At 64.3% G+C, this 25,093-nt stretch carries 27 protein-coding genes; 11 read left to right on the forward strand and 16 right to left on the reverse strand.

The genetic code is table 11. The annotated features are described in order from the left end of the window. The first annotated feature begins 1 nt into the window (after nt 1). The 3 genes from bioD to NKG59_RS17415 all read left to right on the forward strand — a co-directional run bounded on the left by bioD (nt 2) and on the right by NKG59_RS17415 (nt 1,955). Entirely contained in the window at nt 2-691 is a 690-nt protein-coding gene (gene bioD / locus NKG59_RS17405; RefSeq protein WP_253539355.1) for a dethiobiotin synthase, read from the forward strand. Nucleotides 692-746: 55 nt separating this feature from the next. Next, nucleotides 747-1,265 (forward strand): hypothetical protein, encoded by a 519-nt coding sequence (locus NKG59_RS17410; protein ID WP_024975690.1) that lies wholly within the window; start codon nt 747-749, stop codon nt 1,263-1,265. 165 nt (nt 1,266-1,430) lie between these two features. Next, nucleotides 1,431-1,955, forward strand: a complete 525-nt coding sequence (locus tag NKG59_RS17415) for a hypothetical protein (RefSeq protein WP_253539358.1) — start codon at nt 1,431-1,433, stop codon at nt 1,953-1,955. Here NKG59_RS17415 and NKG59_RS17420 read toward each other — a convergent pair. From NKG59_RS17420 to NKG59_RS17430, 3 genes are read right to left on the reverse strand one after another with little or no spacing between them, the layout of a single operon-like run. Continuing rightward, nucleotides 1,924-2,796, reverse strand: coding sequence for a DUF817 domain-containing protein (locus NKG59_RS17420; RefSeq protein ID WP_253539361.1), 873 nt, complete (start codon nt 2,794-2,796; stop codon nt 1,924-1,926). The two genes, NKG59_RS17415 and NKG59_RS17420, sit on opposite strands and share 32 nt — an antisense overlap. Then, nucleotides 2,797-3,006, reverse strand: coding sequence for a DUF1653 domain-containing protein (locus NKG59_RS17425; protein WP_253539363.1), 210 nt, complete (start codon nt 3,004-3,006; stop codon nt 2,797-2,799). Nucleotides 3,007-3,013: 7 nt separating this feature from the next. Next, nucleotides 3,014-3,361 (reverse strand): hypothetical protein, encoded by a 348-nt coding sequence (locus tag NKG59_RS17430; RefSeq protein WP_253539366.1) that lies wholly within the window; start codon nt 3,359-3,361, stop codon nt 3,014-3,016. A 358-nt stretch (nt 3,362-3,719) separates the two neighbouring features. Here NKG59_RS17430 and NKG59_RS17435 point away from each other — a divergent pair, with 358 nt between their 5' ends. Together NKG59_RS17435 and NKG59_RS17440 are read left to right on the forward strand one after the other, a co-directional pair. Then, entirely contained in the window at nt 3,720-4,706 is a 987-nt protein-coding gene (locus tag NKG59_RS17435) for a hypothetical protein (RefSeq protein WP_253539370.1), read from the forward strand. A 184-nt stretch (nt 4,707-4,890) separates the two neighbouring features. Further along, nucleotides 4,891-5,229 carry a zinc ribbon domain-containing protein YjdM gene (locus NKG59_RS17440; RefSeq protein WP_045206417.1) on the forward strand — a complete coding sequence of 113 codons (339 nt, stop codon included), beginning with the start codon at nt 4,891-4,893 and terminating at the stop codon, nt 5,227-5,229. A 143-nt stretch (nt 5,230-5,372) separates the two neighbouring features. Here the strand turns inward: NKG59_RS17440 and NKG59_RS17445 are convergent, their stop codons facing one another. Further along, a complete protein-coding gene (locus NKG59_RS17445) occupies nt 5,373-6,584 on the reverse strand; it encodes an MFS transporter (protein WP_253539373.1) in 1,212 nt (403 codons plus the stop codon). A 74-nt stretch (nt 6,585-6,658) separates the two neighbouring features. On the opposite strand from NKG59_RS17445, the gene NKG59_RS17450 reads away from it, so the two are divergent. Further along, the gene (locus NKG59_RS17450) at nt 6,659-7,678 is read left to right on the forward strand and encodes an AraC family transcriptional regulator (RefSeq protein WP_253539376.1); all 1,020 of its coding nucleotides are present in this window, start codon (nt 6,659-6,661) and stop codon (nt 7,676-7,678) included. Nucleotides 7,679-7,681: 3 nt separating this feature from the next. Here the strand turns inward: NKG59_RS17450 and NKG59_RS17455 are convergent, their stop codons facing one another. Next, nucleotides 7,682-8,599 (reverse strand): LysR family transcriptional regulator, encoded by a 918-nt coding sequence (locus NKG59_RS17455; protein WP_204360042.1) that lies wholly within the window; start codon nt 8,597-8,599, stop codon nt 7,682-7,684. A 221-nt stretch (nt 8,600-8,820) separates the two neighbouring features. Here NKG59_RS17455 and NKG59_RS17460 point away from each other — a divergent pair, with 221 nt between their 5' ends. The 3 genes from NKG59_RS17460 to NKG59_RS17470 are packed head-to-tail and all read left to right on the forward strand — an operon-like array spanning nt 8,821 to nt 12,863. Beyond that, on the forward strand, nt 8,821-10,122 hold the full coding sequence (locus NKG59_RS17460; protein ID WP_253539379.1) for an MFS transporter: 1,302 nt from the start codon (nt 8,821-8,823) through the stop codon (nt 10,120-10,122). Nucleotides 10,123-10,155: 33 nt separating this feature from the next. Then, complete coding sequence (locus tag NKG59_RS17465; protein WP_253539381.1) at nt 10,156-11,367, forward strand: M20 aminoacylase family protein; 1,212 nt, start codon at nt 10,156-10,158, stop codon at nt 11,365-11,367. Between the two features lie 20 nt (nt 11,368-11,387). Beyond that, complete coding sequence (locus tag NKG59_RS17470; protein ID WP_253539384.1) at nt 11,388-12,863, forward strand: amidase; 1,476 nt, start codon at nt 11,388-11,390, stop codon at nt 12,861-12,863. Here NKG59_RS17470 and NKG59_RS17475 read toward each other — a convergent pair. Continuing rightward, entirely contained in the window at nt 12,852-13,781 is a 930-nt protein-coding gene (locus tag NKG59_RS17475; protein WP_253539387.1) for a LysR substrate-binding domain-containing protein, read from the reverse strand. The genes NKG59_RS17470 and NKG59_RS17475 overlap by 12 nt on opposite strands. 148 nt (nt 13,782-13,929) lie before the next feature. Between NKG59_RS17475 and NKG59_RS17480 the strand changes: the two genes are divergently transcribed. Then, the gene (locus NKG59_RS17480) at nt 13,930-14,625 is read left to right on the forward strand and encodes an FMN-dependent NADH-azoreductase (protein ID WP_253539389.1); all 696 of its coding nucleotides are present in this window, start codon (nt 13,930-13,932) and stop codon (nt 14,623-14,625) included. On the opposite strand, the gene NKG59_RS17485 is transcribed toward NKG59_RS17480, so the two are convergent. Genes NKG59_RS17485 through NKG59_RS17510 form a run of 6 tightly spaced genes read right to left on the reverse strand, consistent with a single transcriptional unit; the run spans nt 14,622 to nt 20,280 of the window. Next, complete coding sequence (locus tag NKG59_RS17485; protein WP_253539391.1) at nt 14,622-15,470, reverse strand: phosphodiesterase; 849 nt, start codon at nt 15,468-15,470, stop codon at nt 14,622-14,624. The genes NKG59_RS17480 and NKG59_RS17485 overlap by 4 nt on opposite strands. 5 nt (nt 15,471-15,475) lie before the next feature. Next, nucleotides 15,476-16,537, reverse strand: coding sequence for an ABC transporter ATP-binding protein (locus NKG59_RS17490; protein WP_253539393.1), 1,062 nt, complete (start codon nt 16,535-16,537; stop codon nt 15,476-15,478). After that, nucleotides 16,537-17,331 carry an ABC transporter permease gene (locus NKG59_RS17495; RefSeq protein WP_253539395.1) on the reverse strand — a complete coding sequence of 265 codons (795 nt, stop codon included), beginning with the start codon at nt 17,329-17,331 and terminating at the stop codon, nt 16,537-16,539. Before NKG59_RS17495 ends, NKG59_RS17490 begins: the two co-directional genes overlap by 1 nt. Then, on the reverse strand, nt 17,328-18,179 hold the full coding sequence (locus NKG59_RS17500; RefSeq protein WP_253539397.1) for an ABC transporter permease: 852 nt from the start codon (nt 18,177-18,179) through the stop codon (nt 17,328-17,330). The genes NKG59_RS17495 and NKG59_RS17500 overlap by 4 nt, the downstream gene beginning before the upstream one ends. 2 nt (nt 18,180-18,181) lie before the next feature. After that, nucleotides 18,182-19,213, reverse strand: a complete 1,032-nt coding sequence (locus tag NKG59_RS17505; RefSeq protein WP_253539399.1) for an ABC transporter substrate-binding protein — start codon at nt 19,211-19,213, stop codon at nt 18,182-18,184. Further along, nucleotides 19,210-20,280: a LacI family DNA-binding transcriptional regulator gene (locus NKG59_RS17510; protein ID WP_253539402.1), complete on the reverse strand. Its 1,071-nt coding sequence runs from the start codon at nt 20,278-20,280 to the stop codon at nt 19,210-19,212. The genes NKG59_RS17505 and NKG59_RS17510 overlap by 4 nt, the downstream gene beginning before the upstream one ends. A 240-nt stretch (nt 20,281-20,520) precedes the next feature. Here NKG59_RS17510 and egtB point away from each other — a divergent pair, with 240 nt between their 5' ends. Continuing rightward, a complete protein-coding gene (gene egtB, locus NKG59_RS17515) occupies nt 20,521-21,825 on the forward strand; it encodes an ergothioneine biosynthesis protein EgtB (protein WP_253539406.1) in 1,305 nt (434 codons plus the stop codon). Between the two features lie 52 nt (nt 21,826-21,877). On the opposite strand, the gene NKG59_RS17520 is transcribed toward egtB, so the two are convergent. From NKG59_RS17520 to NKG59_RS17535, 4 genes are read right to left on the reverse strand one after another with little or no spacing between them, the layout of a single operon-like run. Then, nucleotides 21,878-22,732 (reverse strand): ankyrin repeat domain-containing protein, encoded by an 855-nt coding sequence (locus NKG59_RS17520; RefSeq protein WP_253539409.1) that lies wholly within the window; start codon nt 22,730-22,732, stop codon nt 21,878-21,880. Continuing rightward, complete coding sequence (locus tag NKG59_RS17525; protein ID WP_252691575.1) at nt 22,716-23,519, reverse strand: TatD family hydrolase; 804 nt, start codon at nt 23,517-23,519, stop codon at nt 22,716-22,718. The genes NKG59_RS17520 and NKG59_RS17525 overlap by 17 nt, the downstream gene beginning before the upstream one ends. Nucleotides 23,520-23,571: 52 nt before the next feature. Beyond that, the gene (locus NKG59_RS17530) at nt 23,572-23,991 is read right to left on the reverse strand and encodes a PilZ domain-containing protein (protein WP_024975666.1); all 420 of its coding nucleotides are present in this window, start codon (nt 23,989-23,991) and stop codon (nt 23,572-23,574) included. 43 nt (nt 23,992-24,034) lie between these two features. Continuing rightward, nucleotides 24,035-25,045 (reverse strand): DNA polymerase III subunit delta', encoded by a 1,011-nt coding sequence (locus NKG59_RS17535; protein WP_253539412.1) that lies wholly within the window; start codon nt 25,043-25,045, stop codon nt 24,035-24,037. Nucleotides 25,046-25,093: the final 48 nt, after the last annotated feature.

Below are 25,093 nucleotides of genomic sequence, written 5' to 3' on the forward strand. Positions count from 1 at the left end.
GATGCCCGCGCGCTTCGATTGCTTTGTCACCGGCACGGATACGGAGATCGGCAAGACGCTGGTCAGCGCGACATTGCTGACCAAGCTGGCTGACACTGGCTACCGCGCCGCAGGCCTCAAGCCGATTGCTGCCGGCACGCTGGCGGGCGCGCCCACGCGTACCAATGAAGACGTCGAGCAACTGCGGGCCGCTGCGTCAGTCGATCTGCCGCTCGATACCGTGTGCCCATGGCTGCTCGACGCGCCGATGTCTCCGCATTTGGCCGCAGCGCGCGAAGGCGTGACGATCACGCTGCCGCCGATTCTCGATGCGTTTGCGCACGCCAGATCGTTGGCGGATGCCGTCGTGGTGGAGGGCGTCGGAGGTTTCCGGGTGCCGCTGTCGGACGACTTTGATACCGCAGAGTTGGCTGTGGCGCTAGGCTTGCCGGTGGTGCTGGTTGTCGGTTTGCGCCTGGGCTGCCTGAACCACGCCGCGCTCACCGCCGAGGCGATTGCCGCACGCGGCCTGCATCTGGCAGGCTGGGTCGGTAACGTGGTCGACTCGGCCATGGCAGGGCTTGACGACAACGTCGCCACCTTGCGCCGCTGGATCAACGCACCGCATCTGGGCACGATCCCGCGATTGCCACACGCCGATGCGCGCATTGCCGCAACGCACCTCGATATCACGCCGCTACTCGCGCGTTGAGCTGACGCGCGGCGGTAAACTACCGGCTTCACTCAGTTTGGCGAGGGCGGTTGTCATGCGCGCAATGCGTTGGGCGGCGGTAGCGATTGTGGTTGCGGCAACGGCGGGATGTGCGGCATTGGAATCCCCGGTCACCAAGGGCCAACGCCTGGTGGGCGCGGACGAGCCCGCGGTGCAGGCGCAGTTTGGGCCCCCGCGCGAAACCTATCCGCTCGATGGCGGCACCCGCTGGCTCTATCCGACCAAACCGTACGGCCAGTTCACCTACGCGGCCGACTTTGATGCCAGCGGAAAGCTCGTCGCCTTCAAGCAAGTGCTGAGCAGCCTCGAGTTTGCCCAGGCCAAGATCGGTGTCTGGACCCGAGATGACGTGCTGCGGCATTTTGGCCAGCCAGTCGAAACCGCGTATTTCCCGCGCATGGACCGCCTGGTCTGGTCATACCGTTTCAAAGCGGACGACGTCTGGCCGTCGCTGATGCATTTCTACTTCGACCCCGCCGGTGTATTGCAGCTCACGCAGATCACGCCCGACCCGCTCTACGATCCGGACCGCCCGCGACTGTTCCGCCGATAGCTGACCGGCAGTTGAGGTAGCGCAATCCGATTGTGCGCTCAGGGTTCCTCCCGCATTGCGAGCTTTGCGCAGCGACCTAAGCTAGAAAGCAGGGGAGGCAGACGCCGCCGGCGCTTGCCGAAAGCAACCGTCATCAGAACGGGGGCGCATTGTTGGGGGTGCATCATGCTGACGCATCGCTGGGTCGACATCGACCCGATTGCAGCGGGACAACATCCGCTGTACGGCATCGCCGGATGGCTGCCGTGGGTGCTGGCCATTGCCATCGCCGGGCCAACGTGGGTGTTCTGGCAGGGGTTGTCGATGGATGCGCTGCAACTGGCCGGGGCCGATCTGTTTGATGCCAACGCGCCGGGCAGCGGGGCGATCAACCTGACCACGCTGCTTTATCTGATCTCCTGCGTGACGGTCCTGGTACTGGCTACCACGCACGACAGCGCGTTCCGGCCGGCCATGCTCGTGCACATGGCGCTGCTGCCGCCACTGATCGGGCTCATGCTGATGGCGGGCGGCATTCCAGGAGCACGCTCCACCTTTATCGACGGAGTCGCCGTTGCAGCGGCACTGACGCTAACGTGCGGCGTCTACCTGCAGCTCTCGCGCCGCGTGCGCATCACCTTCGAACTCCGCGACTGGGCGCCGGGCGAGCATGCCTGGTTCAAGCGTCAGAAACGGGCCGCGGCGGGTTGACCAGCGTAACCATCACGTAGCTCATGATGGTCAGGAGGAACCAGGCGCCGAGCTTGGCGATGGACACCATCTCCCAGCCTTGCAACTGGTTTGGATAGAGCCACGTGCGCGTGAACGTGCCGATGTTTTCTGCGAGCCAGATGAAGAGCGCCACAAGCGTGAAGCCCAGCAGGAACGGCATGCGCCGGTGGACGCGATCGATGCGGAAATGGATCCAGCAGCGCCGGAATGCCACCGCAATCAGCGCCATCAGTACGTAGCGCAGATCCCACCAATAGTGGTGCAGGAAGAAGTTCGCGTAGATGCCCAGCGAGAGCAGGGCCGTCACGGCCAACGGCGGGTGCTGCGAGAAGCGCAGGTCGAACTCGCGCCACGCCCGCGCGATATAGCTACCCACCGAGGCATACATGAAGCCCGTGAACAGCGGTACGCCGCCGATGCGCAGCACCGACGCCTCGGGATAAATCCACGAACCGACCGCAGTCTTGAACACCTCCATGCCCGTACCGGCCACATGGAACATCAAGATCACCTTGGCTTCGTCCCACGTCTCCAGCCTCAGCCAGAGCAAGGCAATCTGAATGATGACCGCGGCAATCGTCAGGGCGTCGTAACGGGCAATCGGTGCGTTGGCTGGATACCAGAAATGCGTGCCGATCAGCAGGGCGACCATCAGCCCGCCGAACAGGCATGCCCACGCCTGTTTGATGCCGAAGACGACAAACTCATGCAGCCCAGCAGCCAATTGGCCATGGCGCGCGGCCCAGGCGCCGCTACGGTCGCGCCAATACGTAAAACGGGCCCGCAGGCCCGCTCGCAACGAGATGGTTTCGGTTGGCATTCAGTCCATCAGCGAAAAGCGCGGCACCTGGCGGCCGTCAACTTCAACCATCTCGTGGAACATCGTTGACGGACGCGTCCAGATCGTGCCGTTGGCGGCGCGATAGACCGTCATCTTGATGGCAGGATCGGGCTCGTACGTGGCCTCGCACAGCCATTCGTATTCGCCGCCCTTGTAGTGGCGGTAGCGGCGCGTTGGCGTGTTCTGCATGGCGGCTTCAGTGTTGCGTGGGCTTGTCTTCTTCGTCGACGTAGGGCATGTGTTTGCCCTCCTGCGTCTGCGCGCCGAGCTTGGCGTCTTCCATGGCGTCCTGGTACGCCAGCATGGCGGCGGCCACGGCTTCGGGCTCACCGTTGAACGAGATCACGCTCTCGCCGCAGTTCGGGCATTCGCCGCCAAAAATGGCGTGGATGCCGGGCATGTCGCGCGGCTCCATCCCCTCGAATTCGGTAAAGGCGGTTTGGCAGGCGCCGCAGACCAGTTTCTCAGGGCGCAGCGCGTCCAACCGGGCGTGCGCCTGAGAAATGCGGTCGGCCTGTGAGCCGCGTCGTTTGGCTTCGCCCATGGTGGTTCTCCTGTTCAGCAACGGTCGTTGAAGGCTGGATCATAGAACGAAGACCGGCGCCTGTCGCGCACTTGACGGATTGCCCACAAATTGAACGAGCGGCGATGTCCGCGAAAAAGCGAAGGCAATGACGCGCAGAGGCGAGGGCGGTCAAGCGAAAAAAAGTCGGATATTCAATGAATGGATTGAATTGAAAGTGTAAGCAGATTCTGCTTTTGCAGATTATTTTCAGGTGAATTTTGTGTTGCGGTGGATCAATGAAGTTTTAATCATCAAATGCAATGAAATCCACGGTGCATAAGCTGATGTCTCTAGCATGGATTGCTTAATCTTCGTTAAAAAAATTAAGGAGTTCGCCATGAAGATATTGCTGCAGACAGCGCTGATCACTGCAATGGCAGCGGCTTTGGCCGCGTGTGGGGGCGGCGATGATGAGGGCGGTGCCGTTCTCCCCGTGCCGCAGCAACCTTCCTCCATCCGGCTGGCGGACCCTGCCAACGGTCACGTGAATGCGCGGACCGCTGCCGCCTATACGTACTTTGGTTCTCGCGATACGTACAGCCTCTACGCGATCAGCCTCTTCTCCGTCATTGCTGCGGGCAGCCAGGCGGGCCCTGGGAGCTTCTCGTCCAACTGCACGGGCGGAGGCACCGCATTTATTACATTCGACGATCGCGATGGTTCGGGCAGCATCTCGGCAGGCGATACCGCCAGCATGACGTTCGCGAATTGCCAGCAGAATATTGAACTTGCCGGCGCAACGTTATTGACGACGCTTAATGGCGGAATGTCATTTGTCATCAACGCAGCATCGGGCCCGACAGCAAACCTGCAGGATTTTTCGTTTGTCGCGGCCGTCACCGCAAATAATCTCAGTGCGCAGGCAGGTACGGCCTCAATGACATTCAATGGAACAATGACGATTTCCAAATCGATTCCGCAGCCCGACAGCACGCTGAAATACATTGCGACGTCCAATGACGCAACCGTGAACCGCAACATCAATGGCGTCCAGGATTCCATCATGCTGGCAGGCTGGCGTCTGGATGATGCGCTTTCGCTGCTGACCTTTACCGATGAGGTGAAGCTTTCCGGCAACCTGAATTTCACAACGGCCGCGGGCAACGAAAACCTGCTGCTGACCACGACGTCACCGTTGGTCGTGGGCGCCTCGGGCGTACCGAGCGCCGGCTCCGTAGCGTTTGCCACCACGGAGGATCAGGCGAGCGCATCCTTTGCCTCCACGGGCGATGTGGCGCTTGCGATCGATGCCGGGAAAACGGGTACGGTTTCCGCGACCCTTTCAACGACGATCAGCGCGCTGGAGAGCCTGTTCGGCAACTGAGCACGGCAGCCTTGAGGGCGTCGCACCGGACGCCCTCAAAAGCGAGATGGAAACGGGCCCCGTTGGCGAGGGGGCCCGTTTTCTTGCTGGCGCGGCGCATATCGGCGTGACAAGGGTCAAACCATCCAGGAGGTTCCGGCTGGTATAGTGCGGGCCCCAATTCAGCCGCTTCATGCCACACGATATGTCTACGATTCCTGCCTGTCCACAATGCGCCTCCGAAAACACCTACCAGGACGGCGATCTCTATATCTGCCCGGATTGCGCGCACGAATGGAATCCGTCGGCGCAGCAAGAAGAAGTTGAGGCGGAGGCGGTCATCAAGGACGCCAACGGCAACCCGCTGAATGCGGGCGATTCTGCAACGCTAGTGAAGGATCTGAAACTCAAGGGTGGCTCGGGCACGCTCAAGGCGGGCACCAAGGTGAAGAACATCCGGCTGGTCCCGGGTGACCATCCGATCGACTGCAAGATTGATGGTGTGAGCTATCTGCTCAAGCCGGAGTTTTTGAAGAAGGCTTAGTGGGTGCGAGGTGAGACCGGTGGATGCCGGTCGATCATTCATTTAACATAATGCAAATTATGAGAAATATAGATGGCACGCACTGGGCCGACTCAGCCCATAGCCGATCAGCCCAGCGGCGCGCATCTCACCATGTCACTCAGTCACTCAGCCATTGCCGGGACCACCTCCAGGCGCTTGGGTACGCCCGTCACGATCGTCGCAACAGCAATGGCCAGTACCACGGCCGCGCCAATGAAAACACCCGCCGCGCCGTTTGCGTCGAACACCACGCCGCCCGCTGCCGCACCGGTTGCAATTGCAAGCTGCACAGCCGCGACGATCAGGCCACCCGCGCTTTCGGCTTCATCAGGCACGGTGCGCGTGACCCATGTCGACCACGCCACCGGCACGCCGCCAAACGCCATGCCCCACACGGCGATGAGCACGGCATCGATGACCGGCGCGCGGCCCAGCGCCACAAGCGCGATGCCGAGCACAACCATCAGCGCAGGCATCGCGATCAGCATTGGCCGCAGCCGGTGTTCCAGCACACGGCCGGCGAGCGATGTGCCGACGAAGTTGGCAATGCCATAGCCCAGCAGGATCGCCGACAGCCCGTTCACGCCAACGCCCGCAACCTGTTCGAGGAACGGCCGCAGGTACGTGAAAAACGCAAAGTGCCCGGTGAACACCAGGATCGTGGCGAACATCCCGATGCCGACGCTCGGGCGGCGCAACACGTCGATCAGCGTGCGCAGGCGCGTCGTGCCACTTGGCGTCATTGATGGCAATGTCGCGACCTGCGACACGAATGCGATCACGCCCAGCCCGGCTGCCGCCAGGAACACATTGCGCCAGCCGATCAAATGGCCGAAGTAGCTGCCCAGCGGCGCAGCGGCAATCGTTGCGACGGCCACGCCGCTGAAGATGATCGACAGCGCCCGCGGCACCATCGCGGCGGGCACGAGCCGCATTGCGGTAGCGGTGGCCATGGTCCAGAAGCCGCCCAGCGCAATGCCAAGCACCACGCGGCCGATCAGAATCGTCGTCAGATTCGTCGCGAACGCCACCGCCAGGTTGGATGCCACGAGCAGCACCGAAAATGCGAGCAGCACGCGCCGCCGGTCGATGGAACGCGTGACGGCGGCGGTCAGCAAGCTGGTGACCAGCGCAACCGTTGCGGTGGCCGTGACGGCCTGTCCTGCCACGCCTTCGGTCACGCCGAGGCTTTCCGCCATGGGCGTCAGCAGGCTTGCGGGCAGGAATTCGGCCGTGACGAGCCCGAACACGCCCAGCGCCATCGCAAAAACAGCGCCCCAGGCGGGTTCACGTGGAGCCGCGATTGAAGCGGCCGTGGAGATTCCGGGATTCATGCGTCGGTCCGTAGAAAAAGATCAGGGAAAGTACCAATAAGGCCGCATGGTAGGGCCCGATCGCCGGACGGTCTATGGCATACAATCCGGCCTTGTTGATCAATCGTCCGGATTTTGAGATGCCCTCACCTCCGCCATCTGCCCTGCCCGACGTGCACGACCTTGTCAGCGAGCTGCTGCTGGGCATGCGGCTGAGCGGCGTCCAGTACCGCCGTATCCATGTAGCGCGGCCCTTCGGGCTGAGCTTTGGCGAGGCGCCGGGCCGTGCGCAATTCCACTTCGTTGGGCGCGGGCCGGTTCTGCTGCGCGACGCGTCGGGCACAACGATGCAACTTGAGGCTGGCGATGCAGTGCTGCTGCCACAGGGCACCCCGCACGCCCTGCTGTCCGATCCGGATGCACCGTGCCGCGAGATCGCCGGCTTTGAAGCCGCGAAGATCTGCGACACGGTGGCGTCGGTTGGCGCCGGTACGGAATCGGCGCAGGATGATGCGCTCATTTTCAGCGCCTGCATGGAGCTGGATCTGGGCGGCATGCAGCCCCTTGTGGGCACCATGCCCGAATTCATGCACGTCGGCACCCTGCTCGCGCGCTATCCGGAAATCCGCCCGATGCTTGATGCGATGGAACGTGAATCGTGCTCGGAGCGCGCAGGTTTTGCGGGCATCCTCGCGCGGCTGGCGGACGTGGTGGCGGCTTTCATCGTGCGAGGCTGGGTGGAATGCGGTTGCGGCGACGCGACGGGCTGGGTGCAGGCGCTGCGCGAGCCGAAACTTGGTCGCGCGATCGTCGCGCTGCATCGAGACCCCGGGCGCAACTGGAGCGTCGCGGAGCTGGCGGCGCAAGCGGGCGTTTCGCGTTCAGTGTTTGCCGAGCGCTTCCTCGCAGCCACCGGAATGACGCCCGTGCGCTATCTGACCGAGCTGCGGATGCGGCTCGCTGCGCAATGGATTACGCGTGACCGCGAAGCGATTGAAGCCGTTGCATACCGGCTCGGCTACGGGTCTCTCGCTGCGTTTAGCCGCGCATTCAAGCGGGTGGTCGGGCTGCCGCCCGGGGCCATGCGCGCGGAAGGCGCCGAACTCGACGCGTGATGTTCAGCGATGGCGATAGCCCTGCGCTGCATGCCGAATCTCCTTGCTGAATTCCGCGCACACATGCGTCATCAGGTCGGCCGAACGGTAGACCATGTAGACGTTGAAATCCGGCAGTTCGTCTTCCATCGGCAAGACTTCGAGCGAGCCCGGAACCATGCGCAGTGGCCCGCCGGTGCCGCTGAAGACAAATTCCGACCACATGCTGACGACGTCTGTCTTTGTGGCCAATTGCAGCCCCAGCAGATTCGACGCGCTTTGCACGATCCGGCGAGGTATTTCGAGACGATGCAGCCGCATCAGACTCGCCATCGGGCTGCCCGGGTCTTCCAATGGGTCGAGCACGAGCCAATCGGCATCCAGCAGCGGGCGCAGCCGGCGCACGCGGCGTAGTGGATGGCCCGGGCGCACCGCCAGGCGCATCGGCACCGAAAACAGCGGCTCCCACTGAAAACTCCCCGTGCCGGGGCCGCTGTTGCTGGAGATCAATCCGATATCGAGCCGCCCTTCGCGCAGTCCTTCCAGAATCTGCTGCGGACGCTGTTCGAAACCGCGTAGCGCGACATTCGGAAACCGCTTGCGCAGCGCCGCCATTGCATCCGGCAGCGGCCCGCTTGACGCCACGGCAGTGAAGCCGATATTGAGCTCAGCCTCCGCATGGCCGCGGATGGATTCGATGTCTTCCAGCGCGTGACGCAACTCCTGCTCGACCACGCTGGCCCGTTTGACGAGCGCCATCCCGTACGCCGTCAGGCTGACGCCGCGCACCGAGCGCGACAGCAGCGTGACGCCAAGCTCCCGTTCCAGCTCCGCAATCGCCTTGGATAACGCCGGCTGCGAGATATGCAGCCCGCGCGAGGCCTCGTGGATGCTGCCGTGCTGTGCCACGGCAAGCAGGATGCGCAACTGGTGCAGCTTCACGGGGTTTCTCCTTCCTCTTTGCGCACACGATTTTGTGTGCGCCCAGCCTCACGCCTTCACGGGCTTTCCCTGATAGCGGATACAGGCTGGTTATGACGGTGATTCTATTTAGTTATCGGGATGAATATTTACGATTTTTTCCGGACCGCGGCTTGGCGGAATACTGCAAGCGCCAAGGGTTCGTAGAAGCCCTCTTACCAATACCCCGGATGGAGACCCTCATGAATGACGCCACCCTGCAGCCGCCCTTGACCGCATCGGTCGCTGCTGTGTCCAAGCCTGTCGGCCAGGCACGACTGATTGCCGCGTGCTCGATCGGCAATGCGCTGGAGATGTACGACTTCACGGTCTACAGCTTCTTCGCGCTGATGATCGGCAAGCTGTTCTTTCCGTCCGACAGCGCGTATGGCTCGCTGCTGCTGGCGGTGGCAACGTTCGGTATCGGCTTTGTGATGCGGCCGCTGGGCGGCTTCGTGATCGGCAACTACGCAGACCGCCACGGGCGCAAGGCCGCGATGACGTTGACGATCGGGTTGATGGTCATCGGCACGCTGTGCCTGGCGGTAGCGCCTACGTACGCCACGGCGGGCCTGTTCGGTCCGCTGGTCATTCTGGCCGGACGGTTGCTGCAGGGTTTCTCGCTGGGCGGTGAAATCGGTGCATCGACTGCGATGCTGATGGAATCCGGCGGTATTCGCGGGCGCGGCTTTCGCGTGAGCTGGCAGTTGGGCAGCCAGGGCCTTGCAGCCCTGTGCGGCGCGCTCACTGCAGCCATTCTGTACGGCAGCCTGTCGCCGGAAGCGCTGCAGAGCTGGGGCTGGCGTGTGCCGTTCTTCCTCGGTCTGCTGATTGCGCCGGTGGGCCTGTATATCCGCTCGCACCTCGATGAAACGCACACCGCCGAAGCGCATGCACCGAGCCCGCTCGGCACCTTGTTCCGCGATCACGGCGGGCTGGTCATCAAGGGCGTGCTCACGATCATCGGCGGGACGGTCGGCACGTATCTGGTCATCTATTTCATGCCGACCTACATGATTCGTGAGCTGCACCTGCCACCCTCGCTGTCGCTGCTTGCCGGTTGTGTGACGGGGGTGACAAGCTTTGGCGCATCGCTACTCTCGGGTTGGCTGGCCGATCGCCTGCCACGCCGCAAGCCGCTGGTGGTGGGCGCAACGCTGGTCACCGTGGTGGCGCTCTATCCGGCCTTCTGGCTGATGACGCATTACCCGAGCGTGCCGCTGGTGCTGGCGCTGTCGGCATTGCTCACAGGCACGCTGTACCTCGGCACCACGCCGATGCTGCTCATGATGATGGAACTGCTGCCCGTCAAGGTGCGCGCCAGCGGCCTGTCGGTCATCTATGCGATTGGCGTGACGGTGTTTGGCGGTTCGTGCCAGTTTGTCGTGACCTGGCTGCTGGCCCGCACCGGCAATCCGCTCTCCCCTGCTTTCTACATGATGGCGTGCAGCGCCATCACGCTGCTGACCGTGCTGAGCTTGCGCGAAGCGCGCGAAACTCATTGATCCAAATTCCCACCGCCAACCCCGGAGCCCGACATGACCAAAGCGCCCACGCTCACGCCGTTCCAACTGCTGCCGCATCTGCTGCCGCCCGTTCATATCGATGCGGAAACGTTCGTCAACATCCGCCGCCAGATTCACGCGCAGCCCGAACTCGGCTTCGAGGTGGGCGCGACCAGCACCTTGGTGGCCGATCTGCTCAAAGGCTGGGGCTACGAGGTGCATGCGGGCATCGGCAAGAGCGGCGTGGTGGGGCAGTTGAAGCTCGGCAACGGCACGCGCCGCCTCGGCATTCGTGCGGACATGGACGCCCTGCCCATCGTTGAGGCGACCGGCCTGCCCTACGCCAGCCGCAACCACGGCAAGATGCACGCGTGCGGCCACGACGGGCACACCGCGATCCTGCTCGCAGCGGCCAAAGCGCTGGCCGAGAGCCGCGATTTTGACGGCACGCTCAACCTCATCTTCCAGCCCGACGAGGAAAACCTGTGCGGTGCGCGCGCCATGATCGAAGATGGGCTGTTCGAGCGCTTCCCGTGCGATGCCGTCTATGCCTTGCACAACATGCCTGGCGTCCCGGCCGGCAGCTTCCGCGTGCTGCCGGGGCCGGTGAGCCTGTCTTCCGACGTGGCCGACGTCACCATCAAGGGCATGGGCGGGCACGGCGCGATGCCGCATCGTGCGCGTGACCCGATTGCCGCATCGGCCGCCATCATCACCGCGTTGCAGACCGTGGTCGCACGCAACGTGGCCCCCGACGACACGGCGGTGGTGTCGGTCGGTTTCATTCGCGGCGGCGCCACGCACAACGTGATTCCCGAATCGGTGACGATCGGTCTAAACGTGCGCGCGGCGCGGCCGGAAACGCGCGCGCTGGTGGAAATGCGCATCCGCGAGATCGTCAGCCTGACGGCACAAGCCCATGGCGTCGAGGCGCAGATCGACTATCGTCAATTGACGCCACCCATGGTCAATACCGAGGCGGAGACCCAACTGGCGCAGCAGGTCTGCACCGAACTGGTGGGCGCGGCCAACGTCGTCACGCAGGCGCCCAAGGGGCTCAACGGCAGCGAGGACTTTGCCTGGATGCTGAACGAGGTGCCCGGCTGCTACCTGATCCTCGGCAATGGCGAAGGTGAATTCGGCGGCTGCATGGTGCACAACCCCGGCTACGATTTCAACGACCAGGTGTTGCCGCTGGGCGCAGCCGCGTGGGTGCGTCTGGCGCAGACCTACCTGAGCGCGTGAAGTGAACTTCGAGTCAAGCCATGCAAGCCAATCTGAGCCAAGCAGCCACACCTGCGGTCGCCAACGAAGAGATCGTGCAATGGAGCGCGATTGAGCTGTCCCGGCGCATCCACGCGCGCGATGTGTCGTGCGTGGAAGTCATGGAAGCGTTCCTCGCGCAGATCGATCGCCATAACCCGGTGGTGAATGCCGTCGTGGCCCGCATCGATGCCGAATCGACCATCGACCAGGCACGCGAGCGGGATGTGCTGCTCTCGCAGGGCTTGTCTGGCGGGTGGATGCATGGCTTTCCGCAAGCGCCCAAGGATCTTGCGGCCGCCGCCGGCATGGTGACGGCGATGGGCAGTCTTGCCATGGCGCGCAATGTGCCGACACACGACAGCATCGTCGTCGAGCGCATCCGCCGCCAGGGTACCGTACTGATCGGCAAGACGAACACGCCGGAGTTCGGCCTCGGTTCGCACACCTACAACCGTGTGTACGGCATCACACGCAACGCCTGGAACCCCGAGCGCTCGGCCGGCGGCAGCAGCGGTGGCACAGCCGTTGCGCTGGCGCTGAACATGCTGCCCGTGGCCGACGGCAGCGACATGATGGGCTCGCTGCGCAACCCGGCTGCCTGGAACCACATCTACGGCCTGCGCCCCAGCCTCGGTCGCGTGCCCTACGGCCCCACCGGCGACGTGTTCTTCCAGCAACTGGGCACCGAAGGCCCGATGGCGCGCAATCCGCAAGACCTCGCTTGGTTGCTGGCCACGCAGGCCGGTTACGACCCGCGTGCGCCGCTGTCACTGGGTGACGATCCGGCGTGCTTCATGCAGCCGCTTCACCGTGATTTCCGGCAAGCGCGCATTGGCTGGCTGGGCGATTTTGGCGGCTACCTTGCTGTCGACCGCGAAGTGCTAGCCGTCAACGAGCAGGCGCTCGACACGTTCGAAACGCTGGGCTGCCATGTCGAAACCGTACGGCCTTTCTTCGCCATGGATGCGCTATGGGAATGCTGGTGCACGCTGCGCGCGCTGAGCGTATCCGGCAACCTGGGGCTCCTCTACGCCAACGCAGCCACGCGTGACTTGCTCAAGCCCGAAGCCATCTGGGAAATCGAGCACGGACGCAGCCGTACCGCCATCGACATCAACCGCGCCATTGCCACGCGCGCAAGCTGGTATCAGACGCTGCTGGGGCAGTTCGCACAGTACGATTTTCTTGTCCTGCCTTGCACGCAAGTTGCGCCCTTCCCCGCGGAAGAACACTGGCCCAAGACGGTAGCCGGCCGCGCCATGGACACGTATCACCGCTGGATGGAAGTCGTGATTGGCGCCACGCTGGCGGGTGTGCCGGCCGCAAGCCTGCCATCGGGCTTCACCGCCGACGGCCTGCCGCTGGGCTTGCAGGTCATTGCCCCGCCGCGCTCGGAGTTTGCGCTGCTGCAGCTTGCCGCTGCGTGGCACGAAGCGTTCGCGCCAGCGCGTACGACGTCGCCGCTATTGCCTTGAGCGATGCACGCGTGCCGTGCTTTCGCGGCACGCGCATAGCCAATCCCACACAGAGCGCACGGCGGCGTCTTCAAGCCGCGCAGATGGCGCCACGGTCCAGAAGGCATAGCGCTGAATCACGGGCGCTGCGAACGGCTGGACGAGCGCGCCAGCCTCCAGCGCATCGCGCACCAGCGGCAGGTTCGCCAGGATCACGCCCTGCCCGGCCATTGCCGCCGACATGGCGTGCCCGTCGTCGGACAGCACGATGCCCGTGTCGGTCTTGAGCGTGTGCTCGATACCGGCGGCGCGTGCCCACATCGGCCAGCCAATCGGCTGCGGCAGCGTGCGCTGCCATTCGGAGTGGATGAGCGGCACGCGCGCCAGATCGTCATGCGACCGGACGTTCAGGCCCGGATGGCAGACCGGCGCATAGGCATCGCCAAAAAGATGTTCGCTGATGAGTCCGTTACTTGTGGCGGGCGTATCGCCATAGCGCACCGCAAGGTCTGCGCTGCCGCCGTGCAGGTCGACCACGGTGTCAGACGCATGAATGCGCAGATCCACCTCCGGATGCTGCGTCGCGAATTCACCCAGCCGCGGCACCAGCCAGCGCGCGGCAAGTCCCATCGGCGCGGTAAGCGTGACGCGCTGGCGGCTCGGTTGCGCTTGCGGGCCGCGAATGGCATCGACCGCCCGCGCAAACGCGTCAAAGCCGGTATTGAGCACAGGATACAACTGCTCGCCGGCGGCTGACAGGCGCAGCGCACGTACGTGGCGCTCGAACAGCGCAACGCCCAGCGCGTCTTCCAGGCGGCGGACCTGGTGGCTGACAGCCGTGGGCGTGACCGACAGCTCATCGGCAGCGCGCTTCATGCTGAGGTGGCGCGCGGTGGCTTCAAAGGCGCGCAGCGCGCTCAGGGGTGGCAGTTTTCGCATGCGCGGGATTGTGTCATGAGCGTTTTTCCCGCGTGGGCGGTATGGATGAATCCATCTCAACTGTGGCACGCAAAACAACTCGTTTGTCGCGGTGCAGCGCGGTTCGTAGAGTGGCCACACCTCCACTCAACTCAAAACGGATGCGCAAATGACCTCTCCGACCCGCCTCCTGCACCTCGACTCAAGCGCCCGGCCGGGCAGCTCCGAGACTTCACGCCACGGTTCCCACACACGTCGGCTTTCTGCGCGCTTCGTGCAGCGCTGGCTTGAGCATGCGCCCCATGCGCAGGTCGTCTATCGCGACATCGGCGCCGAACCGCCGTCGCCCGTGGATGGCCGCTGGGTGCATGCCGCATTCACGCCGCCCGCGCAGCGCGAGCCCTGGATGCACGATCGCCTTGCGCAAAGCGATGCGCTGATCGACGAGTTGCTTGCCGCCGACGTGATCGTGGCCGGCGTGCCGATGTACAACTTCGGCATGCCCGCGCAGTTCAAGGCGTACATCGACAATATCGTGCGTGTGGGCCGCACGTTCGGCTTCGACCGCAGCCGCACCGGCGAGCCCTATTGGCCGCTGCTGGCCGGCATGAACAAGCGCCTGGTCATCGTCAGCTCGCGTGGCGATTTCGGTTACGGCCCTGGCCAGCGCATCGCCCACATGAACCACGTGGAAGGCGGCGTCGCAACGGCATTCGGCTACATCGGCATCACGGATGTGGCATCGGTGGCCATCGAATACGACGAGTTTGCGGACGACCGACTGCGCGCGTCGATTGCATCGGCCGAAAACGATGTCGATGCGTTGGTCGCTCGTATGACCGCTGCCGCCGTGGAAGCGGCTTAGTCGATCAGCCGCCCATCCGCCTCAAAGAACGGGTGCGGGCCGTCGAACTCGCCCACGTACGCGAGATGGCTCACCAGGCCTTGGCCCGGCACCCAGGCGTGGACCTTGTACGCGGGCGGCTCCATAACGAAACCGGGCGGCGCGTCGGGGTCGAGATCCAGCGCCACCTGGTGCGCGGGTGACGGGCATGTCGATGCCACCGTGCCGGCAAAGCGCACGTCAATGGAGCGATGCAGATGGCCGCAGATGATGCGCTCAACGTTGCCGGCGGCACGCACGATCTGCGCAAAGGCCGGGATGTCTTCCTCGGCGAGCGATTGCACGTCCATGTGGCCGATGCCCGTGGCGAACGGCGGGTGATGCATCGCGATAACGGTCGGGCGTTGCGTCTCGCGTGCCAGCGCTTCGGCCAGCCAATCCAGGCGCTGTACGCCCAGGCGGCCGCCCGGATGGCCGGTGTCCAGCGTATCGAGCGCGATCAGGCGCACGTCGCCAATGTCGGTCCAGTATTGGAACGCGCGCGTGTCCTGCACATCGGCCGGAATGGGCGCGAGCCAATCGGCAAACGCTTCGCGCGCAGCATCCCGGCCATCGTGGTTGCCCAGCACCGGCAGCATGCGGATGCCAGCTGCATCGAGGGGCGCCAGCACGGCGCGCAGATGGGCGTACTCCTCAGGCGCGCCGGCATCCACAAGATCGCCGGTCAGCACGATGGCGTCCGGTTTCGCCGGCTGCGCCAGGATATGCGCCACGCAGCGTGCCAAATAGGCCGCTGAATCCACGCGCCGATACGCCAGTCGCCCCGGGCGCTTGATATGAAGATCGGTGAGTTGCAGGAAATGCATCGGCGTCAGGCTTGCAGGGTCAGAAGGCGGTCTGCCGGAACATCGAAGCCGACCGCATGGCCCGGCGCAAACTGCTGGCGGCCGGGCACGTCGATGAACAGCGGCATGGCCGACACGCCCGCCACGCGCACGCGGGTGCGGAAACCGAGAAACACCGCCGATTCGACCGTGCCCTTCAGCGCCGCCTCGGCCGGGTCGGCCAGCACAGCATCTTCGGGGCGGAAAAACACGGCGTTGCCTTCGCCAGCCGGCACGACGACGCGGCCACCCGCGCAGACGAACGCGCCATCCTGCCGTGTGCCGTCAAGGCGGTTCATGATCCCGATGAAATCCGCCACGTGCCGGTTTGCCGGCTGGAAGTAGATTTCGCGCGGCGTGCCGATCTGCGCAATGCGACCGGCTTCCATGACGACAATGCGATCCGCTAGCGCCATCGCCTCTTCCTGGTCGTGCGTCACGTAGATGGTCGTGATGCCGAGGCTGCGCAGCAGGCGGTCCATCTCTGCGCGCACGGATTCACGCAGCTTGGCGTCGAGCGCTGTGAGCGGTTCATCAAGCAGCAGCACACGCGGCTCGGGCGCCAGCGCGCGCGCCAGTGCCACACGTTGGCGCTGCCCGCCGGAGAGCTGATCCACACCGCGGTCTGCGTACGGCGCGAGGTGCATCATCTCCAGCAGCGTGTTCGCCCGGGCGCTGATCTGCATGTCAGACAAGCCGTTCTGCCGGCGCTGGATGCGCAGGCCGTATTCCACATTGCCGCGCACGCTCAGGTTGGGAAACAGCGCGTAGCTCTGGAACACCATGCCGACGCGGCGGCGCTCGATCGGGCGTGCGGTGACGTCTTCGTCGCCGAATTGCACGGTGCCGCCAGCATCGGGCGCTTCCAGCCCGGCGACGATGCGCAGCGTGGTGGTCTTGCCGCAGCCCGAGGGGCCGAGCAGCACGACGGTCTCCCCGGCAGCGATGTCGAGGTCCATCGACTCCAGCACGCGCTGGCCGCCGAAGTGTTTTCCGCAGCCGCGCAGCCGAATTGGCACGGGCGCGAGGTGTAGGGATTCGGTACTCATCAGGAAGCCTTTCCGTTGTTCACTCGCAGGCCGCCAAAGCGCTGCATCAGCACCAGCAGCGGCACGATCATGACGAAGAAGATCAGCGTGTAGGCGCTGGCAATCTCCAGGCGCATCGACGCATAGGTATCGGCCAGGCCGACCGGCAGGGTCTTGGTTTCTGGTGTGTGCAGCATCCAGGTGAGGTTGAATTCGCCCACCGAGAGCGTCACCACCGTCAACGCGCCGGCCAGGATGCCGGGCTGCACGTTGGGCAGCACGATGGTGCGAAAGCGCTGCCAGAACGACGCGCCCAGGCTGGCGGCGCCCTCCTCCAGCGTCTTGAGGTTCTGGCCAGCAGCCACGGCTGCGACCGAGCGCACCATGAACGGCAGCGTGAACACCACGTGGCCGACGACGATGAACCACAAGCTCTCGCGAAAGCCACCAAAGCCGCCGTACGCCACGATGAGCCCGAGCGCCGTGGCCAGCCCCGGCAGCGCCACGGGCAGCGTCAGGAATTCTTCGATCAGGCGGCTCGTGCGGCTCTGGCGGCGCGCCAGCACATAACCGGCCGGCACACCGGCCGCGAGTACGATCACCAGCGTGCACAGCGCCACCAGCAGCGACATCCAGATCGACGCCTGATACATATCCCAGACCTGGGCGACCCAATCGAGCGTCCAGCCACTCTTGAATCCGCGAATGTAGTTGCGCGTCAGGCCCACGGCCATCGACAGGACGACCGGGACGATCAGAAAGAGGCAGAGCAGTAGCGTGATGATCCACTGCGCAGCAGACAAGGCGCGTTTCATGCCGCCGCCCCCGCTTGTCCGCCGGCGGCCGTGCGTGCAATCGCCAGCACCAGCCACGTCACCACGCCCAGCACCACTGACAGCGCTGCCGCCATCGCAATACCCGCGTTGAGCGTGAACTCGGTATAGATCGTCATCGGCAAGACGTCGATGTCGGTGGCAAGCGTGAAGGCCGTGCCGAATGCGCCCATCGACGTGGCAAAACAGATGGCGCCGGAGGCGATAAGCGCTGGCGCCAGGCCCGGCACGAGCACGTCACGCGTGACCTGCCACGACGATGCGCCCAGCGAGCGCGCCGCTTCTTCCAATGAACGATCGAGCTTCTCTGCCGCTGCCATGACCGTCAGCACCACGCGCGGAATCGAGAAATACAGGTAGCCGAGAAACAACCCACCGATGGAATAGGCGAAGACCCATTTCTCGCCGATGAGCTTGTGCGTGACGTCGCCCAGCAGGCCTTGGCGGCCCGCCAGCAGAATCACCATGAAGCCGACCACCACGCCTGGAAACGCCAGCGGAAACGTCAGCATGGCGGTAATCATCCGTTTGCCCGGCACGTTGTGACGCACCAGGAACAGCCCGGCGATGGTCGAGAGGACGAGCGTCGCCAGCGTGACCGCCGCCGACAGCACCACCGTCGAGAACAAGCTGCCCAGATAGCGCGACGTGGTCAGCGCGGCCGTGTATGTGGCGATCAGGCCATCGCTGCCGCTCACACGCAGCAGCGCCGCCATCGGCAGCAGCCAGAACGCGCAAAACAGTGCGACGGCCGGCGCCAGCAACGCCACCCGCCACCGTGCGGGCAATACCGCATCGTCGGGCAAGGTGGTTCGGGTGACGGTGCTCATGCTCAGCGGACCTCGTTCAGGTAGCGCGTGCCAAATGCCTGCTGGCCGGCTGCCATCTTGTTGAAGTCGACCGTCTTTGCGCGGGCGTATTCGCTGGCGGGCAGGAAGCGCGAGGCGGCTTCCTTGCTCATCGCGTTGGCGCGCACCGGGCGCAGGTAGGCGTTGGCCCACAGCGTCTGGCCTTCGTCCGACAGCACGAAATCCAGCACCTTCTTGGCGTTCTCGGCATGCGGCGCACCGGCGGTCAGGCTCATCACGTACGGCACGGCGATCGTGCCTTCCTGCGGAATCACGAATTCCACGTTGGCGTGATCCTTGTACTTGGCGCGGTAGGCGTTGAAGTCATAGTCGAGCAGGATGGGGATTTCGCCTGCCACGACGCGTGCGTAGGCCGTCTGCTTCGGCACGATCGGCGCGTTCTTCTTCAACTGCTTGAACCACTCGATGGCGGGGCTGAAGTTGTCGAGCGTGCCGCCCAGCGCCTGGTTGACCGCCACGGCGCCCACGTAGCCGACGAAGGCACTGCTCGGGTCCAGGTAGCCGACCATGCCTTTGTATTCGGGCTTGAGCAGGTCTTTCCAGGAGCGCGGCACGGGCTTGCCTTCCAATGCGTCCTTGTTGACGAAGAAGCCCAGCGTGCCGGAGTGGATCGAGAAAAATGCGCCATCCGGGTCTTTCATGCCGGCCGGAATGTCTTCCCAATGCTTGGGCTTGTAGTTGGCGACCAGGCCCTTTTCCTTGGCCTGATACGCGGACGTGATGCCCAGGTAGGCGACGTCAGCCACGGGGTGCCCCTTCTCGGCCAGCATCTGCGCGATGGCCTGGCCGGAATTCTTGTTGTCGAACGGCACGGTGATGCCGGTCTTTTCTTTGATGGCCTTGATCTGGCTGGCCCAGTCAGCCCATTCGGGCGGGCAGTTGTAGCAGATGGCGACCTGCTGGCCGGCAGGCTGAGCCTGCACCGGCGCAGCCAGGGCGAATGCGCCGGCAGCCACGAGGCCGCACGCGCGCAGCCATTGAACGAGACGTTTCATCGAGACGCTCCTTGCGTATCAGACGTGAGGGAAGAAATAACGGAGAGAGACGCTTCAGCCGGCGCACGGGCCAGCGTGCCGCCCGCCAGTAGGCGATGCGGCAACGTAATCGAGGGCACGACCTCGCCAGCGATGCGGCGGGCCAGTGCCATGGCCGCGTCGGTGCCGATCCGGCGATGCGGCTGCGCCACCGTCGCAAGCGTGGGCGAAAGCCACTGCCCCATCGCCAGGCCATCGAAGCCGACCACACTCACGTCTTCGGGCACGCGCAGGCCCATCTCGCGCAGCGAGCGGATGGTGAGCAGCGCAAGGCGGTCGTTGCTGCAGAAAATGGCGGTAGGCCGTGGCGGCGCCAGCAGGCGGGCCAGCTCGGCGGGCAGCATGGCATCGGCATTGAAATCAATTTCGACGGGCGGCTGCGGCGCAATGTCGGCCGCTTCCAGCGCTTCGCGGTAGCCGTCGTGGCGCAGCGCCGCACGGTCCGATGCCGCCAGCGTGCCAGTGAGCATGCGGATCTGACGGTGCCCCTGCGCGAGCAAAGCGCGAATGGCGTCGCGCGCCGCGGCTCGGTTGTCGACGGTGATGCAGCAGCGGGCAGGAATGCGCGCCTGACCCACCGTGTCGTTGTAGACCAGCACGTAAGGCACGTGCTCTGCGTCGAGGCGATCGAGATGCGGATTGGCTGCGGCATCGGCCACGGTCAGGATCAGGCCGTCGACGCGTTGCTCAAGCATGGTCTCGATGGCGCGAGCTTCACGCTCGCGGTCGTAGGCCGTCGTCATGAGCATCACGCGCTGGCCCGTGATGGACGCGGCTTCCTCGATGCCCTGCATGCATTCGGCAAACACGGGGTTGGCCAGCGACGGCAGCACCACGCCCAGCAGGCCTGTACGCTCGGCGCGCAACTGGCGGCCCAGCGCGTTCGGGCGATAGTGCAGCGCGTCCATGGCGGCCTGCACCCGGGCCAGCGTCGAGGCACTCACCCGCTCCGGCGTGTTGACCGCTCGCGACACCGTGGCAATCGAAATGCCGGCATGCGTCGCCACGTCCTTGATGCTGCTGCCCACTGCGTGCCCCTGGAATTTGTAAACGTTTACATCCTAGGTGTGCGCAGTGACTATTTCATGACAATCGATGCTGCAGTGCAGGCGTCGCCGCAATGCAGCATCGCCAGTGTTGTGCATGGCAAAGTTACAAAGCTCGCATATGCTTCTTACGAAAATGCGCAACCGACGTGCGCCAATGCGCCCGCAACGGCATGGCCCAGTTGCTGCTGTGCTGTTCTCGGTGCCTGCCCTGGAGACCCCATGCGCGTATCGCCCGTTTTTGATGTGCCGACCACCGCCCTGCCCGCGCTGACGCAGCATTACGGCGTAGTCCGTGCCCAATCCCTCGCCTTGGCCGCGCCGCTGTCCGACGCCGACGCCACGGTCCAATCCATGGACGACGCCAGCCCCGCCAAATGGCATCTGGCCCATACGACGTGGTTTTTCGAAGAGTTCATCCTGGGCCCGAACGTACCGGGCTATCGTTCGCCGGATGCGCGCTACCGCTACCTGTTCAATTCGTACTACGAGACCGTGGGCGCGCGGCACCCGCGCCCGCGCCGAGGCATGCTCACCCGCCCCACGCTCGATGAGGTGCGTACCTATCGCGCCCATGTCGATAGGGCCATGCAGCGCTTGCTGGCCGACGGCGTATCCGATGACCTCGCCCGCCTAGTGACACTCGGCCTGCACCACGAGCAGCAGCATCAGGAGTTGCTGCTGACCGATCTGCTCCACCTGTTTGCGCAGAACCCGCTATGCCCGGCCTATGCCGACGCACTGCCCCCACGCGTGCACGCGGCTCCCGCACAACCGGGCTGGGTCAGCTTCCAGGGCGGTGCCGTACAGATCGGCAAAACCGATACAGGAACCGACACCGAGTTCATGTTCGATTGCGAAGGTCCGCGCCACACGGTCTGGCTGGAGCCCTATGCATTGGCCACGCATCCTGTGACCAACCGCGAGTGGCTCGCCTTCATGCAGGACGGCGGTTATCGGCAGCCCACCCTGTGGCTGTCCGACGGCTGGGCATGGGTGCAGCGCGAAGGCATTGACGCCCCGCTTTACTGGCACACCGGCAAGGACGAGGCAGAAGGTTGGCAGCAGATGTCGCTGCACGGCCTACAGCCGGTGGATCTGGATGCGCCCGTCACGCACGTCAGCTTTTATGAGGCCGACGCCTACGCCCGCTGGGCTGGCGCCCGCCTCCCGACTGAAGCCGAATGGGAGCACGCCGCAGAAGGGCTGCCCGTGCAAGGCAACTTCGCCGGACGGGGCGCGCTACGTCCGTTGCCCGACCACGGCATCGCCGAGGCCGGCAGCCTGCGTCAACTGTTCGGTGATGTGTGGGAATGGACCGCCAGCCCTTATGGTCCCTACCCGGGCTTTGAGCCGGCCGAAGGGGCCGTGGGCGAATACAACGGCAAGTTCATGTGCAGCCAGATGGTGCTGCGCGGCGGATCATGTGTGTCGCCCGAAGGGCATCTGCGGGCGACGTATCGCAACTTCTTCTATCCGCACCAGCGGTGGCAGTTCACCGGGGTGCGGCTGGCGCGGCGGGCGTGATGAGCATCACATCCGGCACTGCGGCACCATTGCCGCGCCGTTTGGGCCGCGCCTAGCGGTTGCTGTCAAACAGCATATTGGTTGGGGTGCCGATCGTATCTTTGCCAGCCGGGCTGGGGGCCGTTGCATCCCGTTTGGCTGCCGGCATCGGCGTGGGTGCATCCGGCGCGCTTGCCTTGGCGGGCTGAGGGACAGCCGCCGGGGGCGCCGCCACCGGAGCAGGCTTGCCCGCCTGTTCCGCCAGCTTGCGCCGGCGCGACTCCAGCCCCGCTGCAATTTCATCCTGGTGATACCGCTTGGCGAAGTCGATCACGTCCATCTTCTGCTGGTTGCGCAGGTTCATGTCGGCGCCTTCATCCAGCAGCAGCTTGACGGTCGTGATGTGCCCGCCCATGGCTGCCATCATCAGCGGCGTGGTCGCGTTGGGGCTTTCTGCATCGATATAGGCCGCGTGGTCGAGCAGGTATTTGACAATGTCGTCGTATCCGTTGGTGGCGGCGTAATGCAGCGCGGTCCAGCCGGTCTTGTTGACCTCCACGTCGTACGTTTCCACCATCAGCTTCACCATGGGCAGCAGGCCCTGGTAGGCGGCCATCATCAGCGCGTTTTCGCCGGCGGCGTTGGTGCGCTCGAAATCGATGTTCTTGGCGCGAATGAGCGCCTCGGCCACCTCGAGGTTCTTGTCCTTCAGCGCATCCACCAGCAGCGGCGTGCCATCGCGCGTCTTCAGGTTTGGGTCGATGCCCTGCGCAATGTACTTTTGCACCAGCGCCGGGCGGTTGTACTCGACGGCGTTGCGAAGATCGTCCTGCGGCGTGGCGAGTGCAGCACCCGACAACGCCATCGTCAACGCGCCAGCCAATGCGATTTTGTTCATTGTTTGCTTCAAGTTATCGCGGTATCGCATTGAATAGATTGAAGAAGTTATCGGTGGTAACGCCAGCGATTCGCTCCAGCGGTTCGCCACGCAGCGTCGCCAGGAATTCGCCCACGTGGCGCACATACGCCGGCTCGTTCGTCTTGCCGCGGAACGGCACCGGCGCAAGGTACGGCGAGTCGGTCTCGATCAGCATGCGGTCCAGCGGCACCTTCTTGGCGGTTTCCTGCAGGTCCACCGCGTTCTTGAACGTCACGATGCCCGAGAAGGAGATATAGAAACCCAGGTCCAGCGCGGCCTTGGCCACGTCCCAGGTCTCAGTAAAGCAATGCATGACGCCGCCTGCGGCCTCGGCGCCCTCTTCGCGCATGATGGCCAGAGTGTCCTCAGCCGACGAGCGAGTGTGGATCACCAGCGGCTTCCCGGTCTGCTTCGACGCGCGAATATGCGTGCGAAAGCGATCGCGCTGCCATTCCATGTCGGCCACGGTACGGTCGCCCAGGCGGTAATAGTCGAGCCCGGTCTCGCCGATGCCGACCACGCGCGGGTGATCAGCGAGCGTCAGCAGACGCTCAAGCGTGGGCTCTTCAATGGATCTGCCTTCTTCAACGTCCGCTTCGGCATCGGGGTGCACGCCCACGGTGGCGTACACGTTCGGCTCCTGCTCGGCGATCTCGAGCACGCTCGGGAAATCTTCCAGCGTGACGGAAATGCACAGCGCGTGGGTGACACGGTTTTCCCGCATGCGTGTCAGCAGCTCGGGCAGGCGCGCGCGCAAGTCGGGGAAATTGATGTGGCAGTGGGAATCGACAAACATCGAATAATCAGAGAGTTACGGCACAAACTTGATGCGCCGTATCAGGAAGAAATCAGAGGGTTTGTGTCGGGCGCTGCGAGTTGATCTGCTTGCCGAGCAGCTCCTCGATCACGCGACGCAGCACACGGCACTGCTCGTCTTCGCCAAGATGCACGCCAATGCCCGGCGTCTTGGCGGGGGTGCCCACCGGGGTGATCCAGGCCACCTTGCCGGCCACCTGATACTTCTGCGGGCGATCCAGCAGCGACAGCACGAGGAAAACCTCCTCGCCAATCCGATAAGGACGCTGCGTGGGCACGAAGATACCGCCGTTCTTCAGGAACGGCATATACGCGGCATGCAGGCCGGCTTCATCCTTGATGGCTAGCGAGACGATGCCCGGGCGGGTCGGCGCGCCCGGAGCCGTGCCGGCCGCAGTGGGCGTGCCAGGGGTGACAGGAGTGCCGGGCGTACGAAGAGGTGCAGTGCTCACAGGGTGTCCAGAGAGTGCAAACGTTCAGGTGCGGGGTTCGGGTTCAGGCAGTCGGAAAGAGCTGCCGGTAATCCAGCAAAAGGCTCTCGATGACGAGCCTTGCCGCCAGCGGATGTTGCTCGGTGCGGCGCCGTTGTGGCAAGGCACGCGCGAAACGTTCCAGGCGATCCAGCGGGATGGTGTTTGCGCAACGTTGCAACGCATCGCGCTGCGCCGGAAAGTAGCGCGGACGCCCCGCCAGCCGCGCCGCCATCAGGTCATAGACCCACCGGTGCATGGTACTGAGAACGGCCGGGACCGACAATTTTTGTAAATGATCAGCCGTGGCCAGCGCGTCCAGCTTCGCGCCCTGGGCAAGCTGTTCGAGCAAAAATTGCAGTAGCGGGCGGTCCTCGGACTCGGCGGCCGCCAGCGCGGCCAGCGGCGCATTGCCGAACTCCGCCAGCAGGCTTTGCGCATGGGGCACGCCTTGTTGCTCCAGCCACTGGCGCGCAGCCTCGGGCTGCGGCGGCTGCAGCGGAAACTGTCTGCAGCGCGACAGGATGGTCGGCAGGATACGGTCGATTCGATCCGTCACCAGCAGGAACACGGTGTTCTGCGGCGGCTCCTCCAGCGTCTTGAGCAGCGCGTTGGCGCCCTCAGTCTGCAACGCGTCGAGCGGATACAGCACAACCACCCGCAACCCGGCCCGGTGCGTACCAACCCCCACGCCTTCGATCAGGTTACGGACCTGCTCCATGCGGATGATTTTGCTCGGCGCCTTTTTCTTGCCGTCGGCGTCTTTCTCCGTCTCGGGCGCGTCTTCCATCGCTTCAGGGCGCACGAGGTGGAAATCCGGATGGTTGCCCTGCGCAAACCAGTTGCAGGCCGCGCACGTACCGCAGGGTTGGCCGTCTGCGATGGGCGTATCGCACAACAGGCCTTGCGCGAAATGCATGGCGAAATCGCGTTTGCCGGTGCCGGCCTGGCCGTTGAGCAGGATCGCGTGCGGCAACTTGGCCCGCATGGCTTGCAGGCGGGTCCAGTCAGCGGATTGCCAGGGATAAAGCATCATGAATCAATGGGTTGCGTCAGATTATTGATGCAAAAACTAGTCGTGAAA

Origin of the sequence: Ralstonia chuxiongensis, from assembly GCF_024158925.1 — a bacterium.
Lineage (GTDB): Bacteria > Pseudomonadota > Gammaproteobacteria > Burkholderiales > Burkholderiaceae > Ralstonia > Ralstonia chuxiongensis.

Bases quoted from the DNA above. Each gene is read 5' to 3' on its own strand.
- bioD (WP_253539355.1), top strand. From the start codon at position 2: ATGCCCGCGCGCTTCGATTGCTTTGTCACCGGCACGGATACGGAGATC.
- NKG59_RS17410 (WP_024975690.1), top strand. From the start codon at position 747: ATGCGCGCAATGCGTTGGGCGGCGGTAGCGATTGTGGTTGCGGCAACG.
- NKG59_RS17415 (WP_253539358.1), top strand. From the start codon at position 1,431: ATGCTGACGCATCGCTGGGTCGACATCGACCCGATTGCAGCGGGACAA.
- NKG59_RS17420 (WP_253539361.1), bottom strand. From the start codon at position 2,796: ATGCCAACCGAAACCATCTCGTTGCGAGCGGGCCTGCGGGCCCGTTTT.
- NKG59_RS17425 (WP_253539363.1), bottom strand. From the start codon at position 3,006: ATGCAGAACACGCCAACGCGCCGCTACCGCCACTACAAGGGCGGCGAA.
- NKG59_RS17430 (WP_253539366.1), bottom strand. From the start codon at position 3,361: ATGGGCGAAGCCAAACGACGCGGCTCACAGGCCGACCGCATTTCTCAG.
- NKG59_RS17435 (WP_253539370.1), top strand. From the start codon at position 3,720: ATGAAGATATTGCTGCAGACAGCGCTGATCACTGCAATGGCAGCGGCT.
- NKG59_RS17440 (WP_045206417.1), top strand. From the start codon at position 4,891: ATGTCTACGATTCCTGCCTGTCCACAATGCGCCTCCGAAAACACCTAC.
- NKG59_RS17445 (WP_253539373.1), bottom strand. From the start codon at position 6,584: ATGAATCCCGGAATCTCCACGGCCGCTTCAATCGCGGCTCCACGTGAA.
- NKG59_RS17450 (WP_253539376.1), top strand. From the start codon at position 6,659: ATGGCATACAATCCGGCCTTGTTGATCAATCGTCCGGATTTTGAGATG.
- NKG59_RS17460 (WP_253539379.1), top strand. From the start codon at position 8,821: ATGAATGACGCCACCCTGCAGCCGCCCTTGACCGCATCGGTCGCTGCT.
- NKG59_RS17465 (WP_253539381.1), top strand. From the start codon at position 10,156: ATGACCAAAGCGCCCACGCTCACGCCGTTCCAACTGCTGCCGCATCTG.
- NKG59_RS17470 (WP_253539384.1), top strand. From the start codon at position 11,388: ATGCAAGCCAATCTGAGCCAAGCAGCCACACCTGCGGTCGCCAACGAA.
- NKG59_RS17475 (WP_253539387.1), bottom strand. From the start codon at position 13,781: ATGCGAAAACTGCCACCCCTGAGCGCGCTGCGCGCCTTTGAAGCCACC.
- NKG59_RS17480 (WP_253539389.1), top strand. From the start codon at position 13,930: ATGACCTCTCCGACCCGCCTCCTGCACCTCGACTCAAGCGCCCGGCCG.
- NKG59_RS17485 (WP_253539391.1), bottom strand. From the start codon at position 15,470: ATGCATTTCCTGCAACTCACCGATCTTCATATCAAGCGCCCGGGGCGA.
- NKG59_RS17490 (WP_253539393.1), bottom strand. From the start codon at position 16,537: ATGAGTACCGAATCCCTACACCTCGCGCCCGTGCCAATTCGGCTGCGC.
- NKG59_RS17495 (WP_253539395.1), bottom strand. From the start codon at position 17,331: ATGAAACGCGCCTTGTCTGCTGCGCAGTGGATCATCACGCTACTGCTC.
- NKG59_RS17500 (WP_253539397.1), bottom strand. From the start codon at position 18,179: ATGAGCACCGTCACCCGAACCACCTTGCCCGACGATGCGGTATTGCCC.
- NKG59_RS17505 (WP_253539399.1), bottom strand. From the start codon at position 19,213: ATGAAACGTCTCGTTCAATGGCTGCGCGCGTGCGGCCTCGTGGCTGCC.
- egtB (WP_253539406.1), top strand. From the start codon at position 20,521: ATGCGCGTATCGCCCGTTTTTGATGTGCCGACCACCGCCCTGCCCGCG.
- NKG59_RS17520 (WP_253539409.1), bottom strand. From the start codon at position 22,732: ATGCGATACCGCGATAACTTGAAGCAAACAATGAACAAAATCGCATTG.
- NKG59_RS17525 (WP_252691575.1), bottom strand. From the start codon at position 23,519: ATGTTTGTCGATTCCCACTGCCACATCAATTTCCCCGACTTGCGCGCG.
- NKG59_RS17535 (WP_253539412.1), bottom strand. From the start codon at position 25,045: ATGATGCTTTATCCCTGGCAATCCGCTGACTGGACCCGCCTGCAAGCC.